This is a genomic window from Polynucleobacter hirudinilacicola (assembly GCF_002192535.1).
GTDB classification, from domain to species: Bacteria; Pseudomonadota; Gammaproteobacteria; order Burkholderiales; family Burkholderiaceae; genus Polynucleobacter; species Polynucleobacter hirudinilacicola.
Genome location: NZ_NAIA01000001.1, coordinates 253330 through 268091, shown reverse-complemented (window position 1 = coordinate 268091; position 14762 = coordinate 253330). Strand labels below are relative to the sequence as shown.

The window sequence follows — 14762 nt, the reverse complement described above, 5'->3', positions numbered from 1 at the left end:
TTCTATGTTGCTAACCAATAAAAATCGTTTAATTGAGATGCTTAGCAGTGCACTTGGGAGCCTAGCTCAGGAGCGCGGCTTCGACCAGCCACCAGCACCGCGTTTAGAGCGCCCTAAGGCGGTTGATCACGGTGACGTCGCTTGCAATATTGCACTTCAGTTATCTAAGGCTTGGAAGCTCAATCCGAGAGAGCTGGCCCAGGCTTTGGTGGAGCGCTTGCAAAAAGAGTCCGGATTTGACCAACTGATCACTTCATGTGAAATAGCAGGCCCTGGATTTATCAATTTCCGCTTAAGTAATGCTGCCAAAACAGTCGTAGTTAATGAGATCCTGACGGAAGGCGCTCATTTTGGAGAGTTGCCAAAAGGGAGCGCTCCAGTGGCAAGCGCCATGATTGAATTTGTTTCAGCAAATCCAACGGGTCCATTGCATGTTGGTCATGGCAGACAAGCTGCACTTGGCGATGCGCTAGCAAATTTATTAGCCACCCAGGGAATCAAGGTACATCGTGAGTTTTATTACAACGATGCTGGTGTGCAAATTGCAAATCTGGCCTTATCGGTTCAAGCCCGTTTGAATGGCTTAAAGCCTGGCGATGCAGCCTGGCCAGAGCAGGCTTATAACGGTGAATATATTGCCGAGATTGCGGCCGCTTTTAAAGCCTCTTCACAATATCAAGCGGATCTTGAAGCTATCCGCCAATTTGCAGTTGCCTATTTACGTAATGAACAAGATATTGATTTGAAAACCTTCGGCGTGCAATTTGATTGCTACTACCTAGAATCTTCTTTGTATACCGATGGCAGTGTCGCGCAAATTGTCGGTGACCTACAAAGTATTGGTAAGACCTATGAGTCTGAGGGCGCATTGTGGTTAAAAACTACAGAGGATGGCGATGATAAAGATCGCGTCATGCGCAAGTCAGATGGCAGTTTTACTTACTTTGTTCCTGATGTGGCATATCACACCAGTAAATGGAATCGCGGTTTCCATAAAGTAATTAATGTGCAGGGAAGTGACCACCATGGCACGATAGCCCGTGTCCGCTCTGGCTTGCAAGGCGTGGCGCAAAAGCGTGGCTGGGATATTCCGAAGACTTATCCAGATTATGTGTTGCATAAGATGGTGACCGTGATGCGTCATGGTGAAGAGGTAAAGATTTCTAAACGTGCAGGTTCATATGTCACCGTGCGTGATTTAGTTGAATGGTCCGGCGGTGTTATCCCTGAAATGACGCCCGAAGAGAGAGAATTGGCCTTGCAACGCGGTCGTGATGCAGTACGTTTTTTCTTGATCTCACGCAAAGCAGATACTGAATTTGTATTCGATATTGATTTGGCCTTACAGCAAAATGATGAGAACCCTGTGTTCTATGTTCAGTATGCGCATGCGCGTATCAACTCTATCTTGCAACAGTGGGGCGGACAAATTTCTGATTTAGCCTCAGCCAACTTATCTTTATTGCAAAGCAAAGCATCAGACCATCTCTTGCGTCGTTTGGCTGAGTACCCTGAGGTGCTGACTGATGCTGCGGCTGAGTTAGCCCCCCATGCGCTTGCTTTCTATTTGCGCGACCTTGCAGGAGATTTCCACACCTTTTACAACGCAGACCGTGTATTGGTAGATGATCAGAATCTGAAAGCGGCCCGTTTGGCGCTACTATTGGCAACCCGCCAAGTGTTGCAAAATGGATTAAAAGTATTAGGGGTATCTGCACCCGTTAAGATGTAATAGCGGCGTATGAAGTGAAAATGTAAGATGAGGAAATAATGAAAAAACCGAATCAACAAACTGGCTTCATGAAGATTGATGGCAACAATACCCAATACGGTGGCACTATCTTGGGCTTTGTATTGGGCTTGGGTGCTGGCTTAGGCATTGCCTTCGTGATTGCGTTCTATCTTTCCAAAAACACGCCCCAAGAGAGACCTGGGGTGCGCGCACCAAATTTACCGCTGACAATTAAGCCTGCTGCGGTTCCCGCTGAAGGCGAGTCGGCTGCTCCAGTCGAACAACTGGATTTGAATAAGCCTTTGCAAGGAAAATCACAGGCACCTGTTGCATCTGACCCAATTGCTGATTTAGTTGGTGGCAAGAAGCCTGCTGAAACTACACCTGCACCAACAGCAAAATCAGATGCTATTTACTTCTTGCAAGTGGGCGCCTTTGTAAAGCGAGCTGATGCGGATGCACAAAAAGCCAATTTAGCAATTCAAGGAATTCAGGCTCAATTAAGCGAGGTCACAGCAGACGGTAATACCCTATGGCGTGTACGCTTAGGCCCCTATAACAGTCCTGAAGAGACTAATTCTGTGCGAGATAAATTAAACAGTATGGGCATTAAACCAACCCTAATTAAATCTACCAAATCATGATTTCATTTAGCAAAAGACTATTTACATTACTGACAATATTTTGCCTAAGCGGAATTGTTTCTGCACAAGCTCAAAAGATTGAAGAGGGGTTCGATTACCGCATTCTGCCAATTGCGCAACCCGTTGAGACCAAGGGCAAGGTAGAGGTGATTGAGTTCTTTTGGTATGGCTGCCCACATTGCTATGACTTTGAGCCTGAGCTCAGCAGCTGGGTAAAGCGCCAACCTAAGGATGTTGTTTTCCGCAGAGTGCCGGTTGCATTTCGAGATGACTTTATGCCACACAGTCAGTTGTTTTATGCGCTCGAGTCAATGGGTAAAGGCGATGCTCTTAATGAGAAAGTCATGTATGCCATGCATAAAGAGAACAAGCGTTTATTGACTGAGCCGGAGATTGCCGATTGGGTTGCCTCCCAGGGAATTGATCGCAATGCCTTTTTGGCAAGCTATCGATCTTTTGCTGTGATTTCAAAAGCTCGTGCAGCAAAACAAATGACAGAGGCCTATCGTATCGATGGTGTGCCAACAATTGTGATGCAGGGTAAATACGTTACATCACCTTCTATTGCTGGTACCAAGGCTAAGGCTATAGCGGTAATGGACTTTCTCGAAGAAAAAATTCGTAAAGATAAATACAAATAATCATTTTTGGGGCGTTGCTTAGATTTTGACGAAGCGGCGCACAATCCAGAAATACATTGGATAAGGTAGGATTCTGAGAAATTTTAGGAATCCTGAAAATCTTTTAGGGAAGTGAATATCAAACTCTCCCTTTTGAAGCCCACTCAAAATTTGATTAGCAGCTTCTTCAGCGCTAATTAAGGCTGGCATCTCAAAATCATTTTGAGCAGTTGCTTCAGTGGCCACAAATCCGGGAGAAATCATGTGCACACTGACTCCTTGCGGGAGTAAGTCGTAGTAGAGCGTCTCACAGAAGTTAATGATGGCAGCCTTGCTTGGGCCATATGCCAAGGCCTTGGGAAGGCCGCTATACCCTGCGACACTTCCTACAATGGCAATATGACCCGCATGAGCTTTGAGCATCTCAGGCAGTACGAGCGCAACTGCCCTCATTGGGCCTAATAGATTTGCATCGATAGTGTGTTTTGCCACAGCCATATCAAAGTTGTCTGCCCGGAGTGGCACATATACCCCAGATACAAATAGCAATAAATCAATCCCACCCCAGGCGCTCAGAATTGACTGATAGCCATTTTTTAATTGAGCATCATTGGTCACATCTAAGGGCAATACCAAAGTTTGCCCAGGATTTCCCAATGATGCGATTGGCTGAAGTCGCTCTTCCCTTCGACTAGAGAGCGCTACTTTAGCTCCAGCCTTAATCAGCGCATTGGCACAAGCTTCGCCGATCCCGCTGGAGGCCCCAATGACCCATACACGTTGATCTAAGAAGCTGGATATGCCTTTTTGCTTCATGCGCTCAGGGCATCCGGCGATGCATTTTTTGGTTGATGGCTGAGGGTGAATTGCACAACGTCAATATTGCGCTCTGCAAATCCGGCTGCGCAATACATGAGATAGAAATTCCAGAGTCTTATAAAAGCTTCATCAAAGCCTAGGCTATGAACTTCATCGAGTTTCTGATTGAAATTGTCTCGCCAGAGGCACAGTGTTTTAGCGTAGTCAGCTCCAAAAGCAAATTCTCCTTCAATTTGGAGTCCTGCCATAGCGGCGCTTTCTTTAAAGCTGATTCGGGAGGGCAGCATGCCGCCTGGAAAAACATATTGCTGAATGAAGTCGGTGTTATGGCGGTAGCGCTCAAATAGTTCTTCAGCAATCACGATCGTTTGGATGCATGCTTTGCCGCCAGGCTTTAAACATTTAGCGATAGTTTGGAAATACTCAGGCCAATGCTTTTCCCCAACCGCTTCAAACATTTCTACTGAGGCAATACCTTCAAATTGCTCTTGGCAATCCCGATAGTCCTGTAATCGAACCTCAAAAGGGTTTGAATGTTCGACCTGCGATTGAACTTTTTTCAATCTATCTTCGGCAAATACTTTTTGCTCTGTCGAAAGTGTGAGGCCGGTTATGGCAGTATTACTACGAAGCGCTTCTTCCATAACGCCACCCCAACCACAGCCAATTTCTAGAATATGGTCACCAGCTTTGGTGTCAAGAGATTGCAGAATGCGACTAATTTTGGCACGTTGGGCGTCAGCAAGCGATTGCTTCTCGCCCTCTGAAAACCAGGCGCTGGAGTAGCTCATGGTGGGATCTAGCCACAATGTATAGAACGCATTGCCTAAGTCATAGTGCGCATGAATATTCTTACGGCTGCCAGTTTTGGTGTTGTCACGCAACCAGTGTCTGATGCGATACAGAATTGATCCATACCAACTGCCGTAAATTGCTTTTTCTAGGATCGTACGATTCCGAATTGCAAGCTCTAAGATGGCTTTGAGGTCTGGCGTATTCCATTCCCCGCGGATATAGCTTTCAGCAAAACCAATATCACCGTGAGATAGAACTTGCTTAAATACAGACCAATCTAGAATTTGAATCTCAGCGTGCAAGGAATCAGACTTATTGCCAAACTCTCTGATGTTGCCATCAGGTAAAACCATTTTGAGATGACCGCTACTAAGTTGAGACAACAAACTTAAAAGCGTCTCTGTACCCAAGCGCGATGTATTCGCCTTAGTGCGACTTTGCGATCTTGAGAAATTCAGGCGAGAGAGTAAAGACTGTCCAGGACGATTCATTTGCTAACTTCGAATTCAGGTGGTTTAGGTTTTGAATGAAAGGGTACACCTTTTATCCATAATTTCAATGCTTGCCAATGAATTCGGAAAATGACTCCAAGACTCATGAGTGGGTAGCGCAAAAAGGCTAGCCAAAGATTGGATTGACTTAAGGGGCGACTACTTCCACTAATGCTGGTATTAATCAAGGGCAGGCCATCTTCATGCAGTTCAATCCGGCACACAGAGTTGATGCCACTATTGCTATCTTGAGGGAAGAGGAAACGAAAATGGTAGTCACCACGCACCGCACAAAATGGCGATACATGAAATACTTTTTGACTTCTTAGGGTCTCACCAGAGCGCAATACCTCGCCAGAACTTTTATATAGTAGGTAGCAATGGCGCTCACCAAAGGTGTTGTTCACCTCAGCTAAGACAGCTTGTACTTGGCCATTTGCGCGGGTGCATATCCAAAAACTGACAGGATTAAAGACGTAGCCCAAGACCCTAGGAAAGGTTTGCAACCAGATTTCGCCATCAATATTTGGTATTTGATTTTCTTGAAGAATATTTTCAATCCACTGAAGGCTGTCTACATTTCCTAGCCCATGGTCTTTATCAAAGAATGAAAATAAACCCAGGCGATTGTCCTTGAGGCCATGTTGACTCAGAAGGTCGGACTTCTGTTTTCTGGCTCGCATAGGAATAGATAACGTGAACACGCCATAGCCAAATGCATTCTTGGCTGGTCTGAACCGCTGATGTTTTACAACTCCAAAGTTAATCTTTGGTTGATTCATCTATTGTGCATCTTGCTGAGGATGCGCTCGAAGAGGCAGGTGGATGCTTTCGATTAAGGCTTCTGCCACTAGTTCGCCAGAGCGCAAACCATCTTCATGAAAACCAAACCCAGTCCATGCACCGCAATACCAGATTGATGCCGTACCTTGAATCAGTGGCAACTCTTTTTGTGCTTGGATTGCACTCATATCGAATACTGGATGCGAATAATGAATTTCTTGATGGATCAGCTTTGGATCGGGCTCTGTTGCTGGATTGAGGCTGACAATAATCTGCGTATTATTCAATTTTGCAGGCAGTGGCTGCAAGCGATTAATCAGATAGTTGACACTCACATGCTGTTTTGACGAAATTGCCATGCCAGATTTAGCGGTGTAGTTCCAGGCGGCCCAGCACCGTTTTGCTTCAGGCAAAAAACGGATATCCGTATGGAGAAGAGCGCGATTTTTTTGATATGGAATAGCAGCTAAAATATTTTTAGCCTGCTTTGGTATGCCGTGAACTAGATTGAGAGCTTGGTCACTATGGCAGGCCATGACAACTTCATCATAAAAAGCTGAACCGGATTGGCTGATTACTTCAACTTGACTTGTGCCATCTTGATTCCCGTTAACGCGAGTCACACCTTCGCGCATAATCTTGACCTTAGATTCTTCAAGAGCAGCCACAATCCGTTTCACGTACTGCCTAGAGCCGCCTTTGATGGTTAACCACTGCGGCCGATTCTGAATCTGCAGCAAACCATGGTTATGACAAAAACGTACCATTGTTTGAATGGGAAACTCGAGCATCTGCTCAACAGAACATGACCAGATAGCACCAATCATTGGGAGAAAATAATTCTCTCTGAAGCTTTGACTAAAGCGATTTCGATCTAAAAAAGTAGCAATACTTTCATCAGGCTCTTTGTAAAGATGGCCTGCCTCAATTTGCTGATGCGCCAGCTTTGTGGCTAGACGGTTAAAGCGCAAGATGTCATAAGCCATCCTCCAAAATGAGGGAGATAAAAGATTTGATCTTTGTCCAAAAAAAGAATTGAGATCATTGCCTGCCCATTCAATATTGCGATGAGCATGTTTTTGATCAGATGTATCAATCGATACTGAGAAGGACATTTCGGAGGGCGCGACTGGCGCCTTAATTTCTTCAAAGAGTCGCACTAAGCGCGGATAAGTCTTGCGATTAAACACCAAGAATCCAGTATCTATACCATGAGAAATCTCTTCACCATCAACATTGCATTTAAAGTCGACAGTGTTGCTATGGCCACCAATATGGTCGCCAGCCTCGTACAAGGTCAGATCAAATTCAGAATGTTGTCGCAGCGCATAAGCACAACCAAGGCCGGAGATACCGGCACCAATAATGGCAATTCTTTTTTTCATCACCGAGCTTTTTCTCCTAATAGTTTTTCAATCTCAGCGGTGACGCTGCTACTGGTTGGTTTAGTCATGCTGCTATAAGACTCCACCACATTGCCATTGCGATCGATTAAGTATTTGTAGAAGTTCCATTTAGGTGTTGTACCAGTTTTGGCAATCAACATTTTGAAGAGAGGATTGGGATTACTTCCCGATACTGCGCTTTTTGCAAACATCGGAAATTTCACGTCATAAGTATTTTTGCAAAAGTCAGCAATCTCTTTATTGCTTCCCGGCTCTTGTTGACCAAAATCATTAGAGGGAAATCCTAAAACGACGAGGCCCTGATCTTTGTATTTGGCGTAGACCTTTTCTAAGCCCTCATATTGGCTTGTAAAGCCGCAAAAGCTGGCGGTATTGACAACCAGAATGACTTTGCCCTGGTACTGACAGAGATTTTGCGGTGCCTCATCCTGCAGGCGTGGGAAGGTCTGGGATAATAGGGGGCTGCAGTTAGGCGCAGCATTTACGACTTGAGCGCCTGATAAAGAGGCAAGCAAAGTAATAATCCAGGTAAAAACCAAGCGGAATAAGTAGTGAGTCTTGGGGGCCATCAAATGTCTTCTTTTATTGGATCTTCGGTCCTCAAGTCTAAGACATTCTGGCTGATATCGCTGGGTACTGGCCAATACCTTTAATATTGCGTTATGACCTCTTTGCCGCCACCTTCTTTTGAGTCCAAAGTTTGTCCCTTGGATCAACTAAGTGCCCGTATAGCAAGCCTTCCTAGACCACTAGTTTTTACTAACGGGGTGTTTGATATTTTGCATCGTGGGCATGCTAGTTATTTAGCGCAGGCTCGCGCTTTAGGAGCTAGCTTAGTGGTGGGCGTTAATTCAGATGCTTCGGTCAAGATGTTAGGCAAGGGTGATGATCGACCAATTAATTCTGAAGCTGATCGTCAAGCTTTGTTAGCGGCGCTGGAGAGCGTAGATATGGCTGTACTTTTTACTGAGCAAACGCCAGTGAACTTAATTGAAAAGATTCGTCCAGATATTTACGTCAAGGGCGGTGATTATGAAATTGATACTCTTGCAGAAACCCATTTAGTAAAAACCTGGGACGGTAAAGCAATTGCCATTCCATTTCTGTATGAGCGTTCCACCACTAGCCTATTAGGCAAGATCCGTTCTTAAGGATTCTGTAGCAGCCAGGCCCAAACACCACGCAGCACCAAGCCTTCGATTGACTCAATTGACAATGAGGATTGCGTTTTAGATTTACCCATTTCTGCTGCCAAAATCTTGGCATTACCACCGTCAATCCAAACTTTCTCAACAGGATGATTCATTTCTTTTGCTAATTGAATGGCGTATTGAATTGCGCCGAGTTGAGCTGCATCACATCCGCCAATGATGGCATTATTAGTAGATAAACCAAAACCATTACTAGATTCATTGCGGACTGCGAGTGGTAACTGAGCAGTATTACTCTCTAAACTTTTTTGCATTAACTCAAGACCTGGCAATATCCATCCACCATAGTGAACTCCATTGGCGCCAAGCAAATCAATAGTTGTAGCTGTACCAGCATTAATAATGAGGGTGTTGACACTAGACAGGGCGCGTGCGCCAAGGACAGCAGCCCAGCGGTCCGACCCCAGCTGGCTTGGGTCTTGATAGAGGCTGCGTACACCAGAGAAGAGACTGTTACCTACGAGCTGTTTCCAGGTGATATCACTCCATTGTGGAAATAGCGATTGAAGGTTTTGAATGGCCTCTTTTCCAGCTACACAAGTAAACCCAATTGCATCTGGTTTAGGCAAGGTCTTGGCAATGTAATCTGCTAACTCTGCTCTATGTTCGGGTGAAGCCAAAGATTTGCTGCTGATTGAGCCAGAGTAAGCCCATAATTTTTTTTGTCGGTCAGATGGTTGTTGTGTTGATTCAACTGCGGCCCATTTGAGGCGCGTATTACCAATATCAAATAATAAGTAAAGACTCATAGCTGTACTCTTAAAGAAACATCGCCTGCATGAATAGCGATTGTTTTATTGTTTTGTTGCAATAGTAATGCGCCTGCTTGATCTATGCCTTGAGCGATACCATAAATAGGCTCTTTGCCTGCGCCAGATATACATACCGCCTGATCTAGATAAGCATCCCATCTTTTCCATGACTCTTGATAAGCGCCAAAGCCGTGCTGATCAAATTCGCCGAGATGATACTCAAGAGATACAAGGAGTTTTAGCCAAAGATATTCCATATCAGGTGACGTTGCTTGCGATGGTAGTAGTTGATCTAGAGCACCAATTTTTAAGTCGGCTTGATTTCCTAGGCTTGCTGCAATTGCATTCGCATTCCGTAAGTTCATACCGATACCAATAATCATCCAAGTTGGATCGCCAGATTTTGCTTGACCACCTTCTATTAAGATGCCGCCAAGTTTTGCGTTGTTCAGTAGTAAATCATTTGGCCATTTGAGCCGCAGGCCCGCTTGGTGCAGTGTGGCTTCGCTTAAATCGTATGCTTGTGCAATTCCAGAAATTACTGCTAATCCCACCAAAAGACTTAGCCCCGTGAGTTCGGCTGGCTTTCTCTTAAATGGAAAGGCTAAGGAAAAACTGATGGAGTCTTCTGGATTGGCCAGCCAAGCGCGCCCAGCTCTACCCTTGCCAGCAGTTTGTTTAAGGGCGATACGGGCGATTGGGTCAATTAACTCACCGGCACGCCAGCGCTCCAAAAGGTCATCATTGGTTGATTGGGTTTCGGCAACACGCTCAAGGATGCAATTAGCAGTCATTTCGCCATTGTAGAAAGGTCTGACCTAGAATTGTGGAATGGATCAAAAAGATCAGCGTCCCTATAAATTGGTATGGCCTCTACAGGCTATGCCCTTAGCCAGAGCAATGAGCCTGAGCTATGCGCTATTGATTGTTTACGTGAGCCTAAACCCCTTCGATTTTGATTTCCGCAATGGTATTGAGGCTTGGGCTTGGGTAGATGCGCCACTCCCACGGTTTATCACTTTGTTCGATGTTTCCATCAATATCCTGGCATACATCCCGTTTGGATTTTTATTAGTTTTTGCTGCTTATCCTCGTTGGCGTAACTTTGTAGCCTTGAGCATGGCCCTGAGCCTGAGTGCACTGCTTGCATTGAGCGTGGAAACTTTACAGACTTGGCTCCCGACCCGCATTCCCAGTTTGATGGATTGGTGGGCGAATATATTCGGTGGTCTATTGGGCGGCTTATTAGCTATCCCCTTGGGGCCACAATGGTTATCGGGCAGCGTAATACGTCGTCGTTTTGATCAATGGTTTGGCCTTAACTGGGCGGCATGTGCTCTCTTTCTATTATTTCCTTGGTCGCAAATTTATCCTCAAAGTTCATGGCTGGGTACGGGAGTTTGGGGCCATGCAATATTTGGTTCGATTGACTGGGGAACAATAGTCATCAATCAAGTTGTTCAAGAAACGGTGATTACGGCGCTCTGTTGGCTTGGCGTTGCACTCTTACTTTCATCAGGTTTGCGTACCAAAGCTCCACAATGGCGAATCTTAATGGGGCTGCTTTGTTTAACTGTAGTCATGAAAACCTTTTTCACTGCCCTACAATTTGGCGGTGACTTCAGCTTGATATGGCTAACGGCTGGGGCTTTATGGGGAATGGTCTTAGCAAGCTTATTACTTTGGCGGACTTTACAGCTCAATCAAAAAACAAGATTTAACCTGGCCTTACTTTGTTTAGTGAGCGGCACAATCGCTATCAATATATTGCCCGATAATCCGTATTTCATTCTGAATTTGCGCCATTGGCATCAGGGGCGCCTATTGCACTTTAATGAGTTAATGCGATGGGTATCGGTGGTATGGTTACCTATTGCATTAGTTTGGATGATTTATAACGCCCTTCAACTTAAACCGAAGCATTGACGAATATAATTTTTTTATGAGCTTTTCACACCACCTGTTTTTTTGTTTGAACCAACGTAGCAATGGCGAAGATTGCTGTGATCGGCATAACGCATTCGCACTATTTGAGTACGCCAAAAGTAGAGTCAAAGAGCTAGGCCTCGCGGGTCCTGGAAAAATCCGTGTAAACAAAGCCGGTTGCTTGGATCGCTGCGCTGATGGTCCTGTAATGGTAGTTTATCCAGAGGGTGTTTGGTATACCTTTATCGATAAAGATGACGTTGAGGAAATTATCCAATCCCATTTAATTTCTGGGCGCCCAGTTGAGCGCCTGCAGTTGTCTTAGTTCAGCCGAAAGTTTTCTAATGAATAGCCGTACAAAAGTGATTCATATTGAAGGTCTTGTCGGCGCAATGGAAATGTCCATTGATCTACCGGATGAATTAAAAAGTGATCCTGCTTTTATGGTGCGTGGTCTAGCCTTAGTTGCACACCCTCATCCACTGATGGGTGGCACGATGGATAACAAGGTGGCGCAGACAATGGCACGTGCTTTCAATCAACTAGGGTATGTCAGTGTGCGACCTAATTTTCGGGGTGTAGGCGGCACTGCTGGCGTTCATGATGATGGCGTTGGCGAGCTAGAAGATCTATTGCATGTTACTGATTGGATGCGCACACCATCAAGCTGGTCACAATTTGATGTCACTGCTAATCAAGCTTGGGTTGCAAGTTCCAATATCTTGCCTCTGGTAGTTTCGGGATTCTCATTCGGTAGCTTTGTTGGTAGTCATTTGGTACAAAGACTTGCCGATCTGGGCCGCCCTGCAGAGCGCTTGGTGATGGTGGGTAGCGCTGCTGGTAAATGGACTTTAGCTGCAGTGCCTGCAGATACTATTCTGATTCATGGTGAGCTAGACGAAACCATTCCCTTAATTGATGTATTGGATTGGGCGCGTCCGCAAGAGCTGACTGTGCAGGTAGTTCCTGGTGCTGATCACTTTTTTCATCGTAGATTGCATTGCATTCGCAACATCATCACTGGTGCCTGGTTGGGCATGCCGGACCATCGCACATCATCAGAAAACTAAGAGATCAATATGGCCGAAGAAAAATCACTCATCGAATACCCTTCTCAATTTCCGATTAAGGTGATGGGTAAAGCTACTCCAGAATACCTCCCAGCAATTCTTCATATTGCAAAACAATTTGATCCCACATTTGATGAGAGTAAGGTTGAGCAACGACCTTCTAAAGATGGCAATTACTTAGGTATTACTTTGCCGATCACAGCGACAAGTCGCGAGCAGCTTGATGAGTTGTATAGAACTTTGTCTACACATCCATTAGTTAGTATTGTTCTGTAATTGATTTGATGTCTGTTTTAGTAAAACATCTCGGCGTAGCGGATTACGTCTCGACTTATGAGGCGATGCGCGCATTTACTAAAGAGCGCAATAGTGCAACGCCCGATGAGATTTGGGTTTTAGAACATCCCCCAGTTTTTACATTAGGTCTTGCGGGTGATGCCAGTAATTTGCATTCACCGAGTAATCAAATTCCGTTAGTACAGGTTGATCGTGGTGGTGAGATTACCTATCACGGTCCTGGTCAGATCGTCGTTTACCTTTTGCTTGATCTCAAACGCTTAGGCATCTTTGTTAAAGAATTGGTCTCCCGTATCGAGCAAGCGGTAATCGATACCTTGGCAGATTTTGGTATAGCAGCTGAAAGACATCCAGGGGCACCTGGTATTTACATTTCCAAGCAGTCTGGACTGCCGGTGGAGTGGATTGGGGCCAAGGTGGCTGCATTGGGCCTTAAGGTCTCTAAAAGCTGCTCATATCATGGTCTGGCGTTGAATGTGGCTACGGATCTTGAGGCTTTTGGACGCATCCACCCTTGTGGTTATGAGGGCTTAAAGACGGTCGACATGCAAACCCTTGGGATCAAGGACAATATAGATACTATTAGCCAAAAGCTTTTGGAGCAATTGCAAAAGCAACTGATGTCACATGACTATAAATAAGACCGATACCAAGACGACTGTTGAGTCTCGTCAAGATCTCAATTACGACGCATCTCGTAAGCAAAAGTCGAGCGAGAAAACTGCGCGTATTCCGATCAAGATTGTTCCGCTAGCAGAAGTCTTGAAAAAACCAGATTGGATTCGGGTAAAGGCGGCCTCTGGCAATTCTCGGTTCAATGAAATTAAAAAGATTCTTCGTGAGAACGAATTAGTGACTGTTTGTGAAGAGGCAAGCTGTCCCAATATCGGTGAGTGTTTTGGCAAAGGTACTGCTACCTTCATGATCATGGGGGATAAATGCACACGTCGTTGCCCATTCTGTGATGTGGGCCACGGTCGACCAGATCCTTTAGATCAAAAAGAGCCTGCTAACCTAGCTCGCACCATTGCAGCACTGAAATTAAATTACGTAGTAATTACCAGCGTGGATCGTGATGATTTACGCGATGGTGGTGCTATGCACTATGTTGATTGTATTTCGCAATCACGTGGACTATCACCGAGTACTCGGATTGAAGTACTTGTGCCAGACTTTCGCGGCCGCTTAGATAAGGCATTGGATATTTTTGCTGAATATGCGCCGAATGGTTTGCCAGATGTGATGAACCATAATTTAGAAACCGTGCCACGCTTGTATAAAGAAGCAAGACCAGGCGCTGATTACTTACACTCCTTAAAATTATTGAAGGATTTCAAGGAACGTTTTCCTCATATTCCAACCAAGAGTGGATTAATGGTTGGTCTTGGTGAGACCGATGAAGAAATTCTAGAAGTGATGCGCGATATGCGTGAGCACAATATTGATATGCTCACAATTGGACAGTATCTTGCACCATCAGGCCATCACCTGCCAGTGCGTCGCTATGTGCACCCTGATGTTTTCAAGATGTTTGAGGAGAGGGCCTACGCTATGGGCTTCTCCCATGCAGCCGTTGGTGCAATGGTTCGTTCTAGCTATCACGCTGATCAGCAAGCGCATGGAGCCGGTGTTGTTTAGACGCTTTAAGGCTGGCGCATTACTTGCAGCAATCATTCTTCTTGTAGCCTGCAGTCCGAAGCTAGATTGGCGAAAAGTTCAATCTCCACAAGAGCGCTATACCGCTTTATTTCCGGGCAAGCCGGATAAATTAGAGCGCCGTATTCCATTCCAAGACCAAGAGTTACAGCAAACACTTGAGGCAGTCAAAATTGATGACGATATTTACTCAGTTAGCTCGACACAGGTGCCAGCAATACAAGCTGCAGTTACAGAAAAAATTATCACGCAGCTAAAAAATAATTTATTTGAAAGAGCTAAGGCTTCGGGTGGGAGAGTAGTTGAAGAGGTGGTAACTTACCAGGCGAGTAATCGTCAAAAGCTGGGAACTACAGATTACTTTATTGTTTTGAAGCCAAATGCAAAAGAGCAACAGCAAATGCGGGTACGCTGGATCACGCGGCAAGCGAGCAATGGGGATGCTTGGATTTATCAGGTGTCAGTATTGCATGCAAATGCTAATACTGATGACGTGAAAACATTTCTATCTAAAGAAGAGTATGCAAACTTCTTTAATGAGTTTTACCCAGAATAAAATC

General features: G+C 45.1%; 18 protein-coding genes. 11 read left to right on the top strand and 7 right to left on the bottom strand.

Going from position 1 to position 14762, the window contains the following annotated elements; all coding sequences use genetic code 11:
* Positions 1–4: 4 nt before the first annotated feature.
* From argS to B6A14_RS01340, 3 genes are read left to right on the top strand one after another with little or no spacing between them, the layout of a single operon-like run.
* The gene (argS, locus tag B6A14_RS01350) at positions 5–1732 is read left to right on the top strand and encodes an arginine--tRNA ligase (protein ID WP_087908680.1); all 1728 of its coding nucleotides are present in this window, start codon (positions 5–7) and stop codon (positions 1730–1732) included.
* Between the two features lie 38 nt (positions 1733–1770).
* Complete coding sequence (locus tag B6A14_RS01345) at positions 1771–2376, top strand: SPOR domain-containing protein (RefSeq protein WP_087908679.1); 606 nt, start codon at positions 1771–1773, stop codon at positions 2374–2376.
* Positions 2373–3017, top strand: a complete 645-nt coding sequence (locus B6A14_RS01340; protein ID WP_087908678.1) for a thiol:disulfide interchange protein DsbA/DsbL — start codon at positions 2373–2375, stop codon at positions 3015–3017. The genes B6A14_RS01345 and B6A14_RS01340 overlap by 4 nt, the downstream gene beginning before the upstream one ends.
* An 18-nt stretch (positions 3018–3035) precedes the next feature.
* On the opposite strand, the gene B6A14_RS01335 is transcribed toward B6A14_RS01340, so the two are convergent.
* Genes B6A14_RS01335 through B6A14_RS01315 form a run of 5 tightly spaced genes read right to left on the bottom strand, consistent with a single transcriptional unit; the run spans position 3036 to position 7859 of the window.
* Positions 3036–3812: an SDR family NAD(P)-dependent oxidoreductase gene (locus B6A14_RS01335; protein ID WP_087908677.1), complete on the bottom strand. Its 777-nt coding sequence runs from the start codon at positions 3810–3812 to the stop codon at positions 3036–3038.
* Positions 3809–5101 carry an SAM-dependent methyltransferase gene (locus tag B6A14_RS01330; protein ID WP_087908676.1) on the bottom strand — a complete coding sequence of 431 codons (1293 nt, stop codon included), beginning with the start codon at positions 5099–5101 and terminating at the stop codon, positions 3809–3811. The genes B6A14_RS01335 and B6A14_RS01330 overlap by 4 nt, the downstream gene beginning before the upstream one ends.
* Positions 5098–5883: a DUF1365 domain-containing protein gene (locus tag B6A14_RS01325; protein WP_087908675.1), complete on the bottom strand. Its 786-nt coding sequence runs from the start codon at positions 5881–5883 to the stop codon at positions 5098–5100. Before B6A14_RS01325 ends, B6A14_RS01330 begins: the two co-directional genes overlap by 4 nt.
* Positions 5884–7269, bottom strand: coding sequence for an NAD(P)/FAD-dependent oxidoreductase (locus B6A14_RS01320; protein WP_236635601.1), 1386 nt, complete (start codon positions 7267–7269; stop codon positions 5884–5886). It lies immediately after the preceding gene.
* A complete protein-coding gene (locus B6A14_RS01315) occupies positions 7269–7859 on the bottom strand; it encodes a glutathione peroxidase (RefSeq protein ID WP_087908673.1) in 591 nt (196 codons plus the stop codon). Before B6A14_RS01315 ends, B6A14_RS01320 begins: the two co-directional genes overlap by 1 nt.
* Positions 7860–7952: 93 nt before the next feature.
* On the opposite strand from B6A14_RS01315, the gene rfaE2 reads away from it, so the two are divergent.
* Positions 7953–8441, top strand: coding sequence for a D-glycero-beta-D-manno-heptose 1-phosphate adenylyltransferase (gene rfaE2 / locus B6A14_RS01310; protein WP_087908672.1), 489 nt, complete (start codon positions 7953–7955; stop codon positions 8439–8441).
* On the opposite strand, the gene B6A14_RS01305 is transcribed toward rfaE2, so the two are convergent.
* Together B6A14_RS01305 and B6A14_RS01300 are read right to left on the bottom strand one after the other, a co-directional pair.
* Positions 8438–9250, bottom strand: a complete 813-nt coding sequence (locus tag B6A14_RS01305; protein WP_087908671.1) for a type III pantothenate kinase — start codon at positions 9248–9250, stop codon at positions 8438–8440. The genes rfaE2 and B6A14_RS01305 overlap by 4 nt on opposite strands.
* Positions 9247–10047, bottom strand: a complete 801-nt coding sequence (locus B6A14_RS01300) for a biotin--[acetyl-CoA-carboxylase] ligase (RefSeq protein ID WP_087908670.1) — start codon at positions 10045–10047, stop codon at positions 9247–9249. The genes B6A14_RS01305 and B6A14_RS01300 overlap by 4 nt, the downstream gene beginning before the upstream one ends.
* 37 nt (positions 10048–10084) lie before the next feature.
* Here B6A14_RS01300 and B6A14_RS01295 point away from each other — a divergent pair, with 37 nt between their 5' ends.
* From B6A14_RS01295 to B6A14_RS01265, 7 genes are read left to right on the top strand one after another with little or no spacing between them, the layout of a single operon-like run.
* Positions 10085–11179, top strand: a complete 1095-nt coding sequence (locus tag B6A14_RS01295) for a VanZ family protein (RefSeq protein WP_087908669.1) — start codon at positions 10085–10087, stop codon at positions 11177–11179.
* A gap of 16 nt (positions 11180–11195) precedes the next feature.
* The gene (locus tag B6A14_RS01290) at positions 11196–11504 is read left to right on the top strand and encodes a (2Fe-2S) ferredoxin domain-containing protein (protein ID WP_087908668.1); all 309 of its coding nucleotides are present in this window, start codon (positions 11196–11198) and stop codon (positions 11502–11504) included.
* 19 nt (positions 11505–11523) lie between these two features.
* Positions 11524–12249, top strand: coding sequence for an alpha/beta hydrolase (locus tag B6A14_RS01285; protein ID WP_087908667.1), 726 nt, complete (start codon positions 11524–11526; stop codon positions 12247–12249).
* Positions 12250–12258: 9 nt separating this feature from the next.
* The gene (locus tag B6A14_RS01280; protein ID WP_087908666.1) at positions 12259–12525 is read left to right on the top strand and encodes a YbeD family protein; all 267 of its coding nucleotides are present in this window, start codon (positions 12259–12261) and stop codon (positions 12523–12525) included.
* A gap of 8 nt (positions 12526–12533) precedes the next feature.
* Positions 12534–13187: a lipoyl(octanoyl) transferase LipB gene (gene lipB / locus B6A14_RS01275; RefSeq protein WP_087908665.1), complete on the top strand. Its 654-nt coding sequence runs from the start codon at positions 12534–12536 to the stop codon at positions 13185–13187.
* Positions 13174–14184 carry a lipoyl synthase gene (lipA, locus tag B6A14_RS01270; protein WP_087908664.1) on the top strand — a complete coding sequence of 337 codons (1011 nt, stop codon included), beginning with the start codon at positions 13174–13176 and terminating at the stop codon, positions 14182–14184. The genes lipB and lipA overlap by 14 nt, the downstream gene beginning before the upstream one ends.
* On the top strand, positions 14177–14758 hold the full coding sequence (locus B6A14_RS01265) for a hypothetical protein (protein ID WP_236635599.1): 582 nt from the start codon (positions 14177–14179) through the stop codon (positions 14756–14758). Before lipA ends, B6A14_RS01265 begins: the two co-directional genes overlap by 8 nt.
* Positions 14759–14762 lie beyond the last annotated feature (4 nt).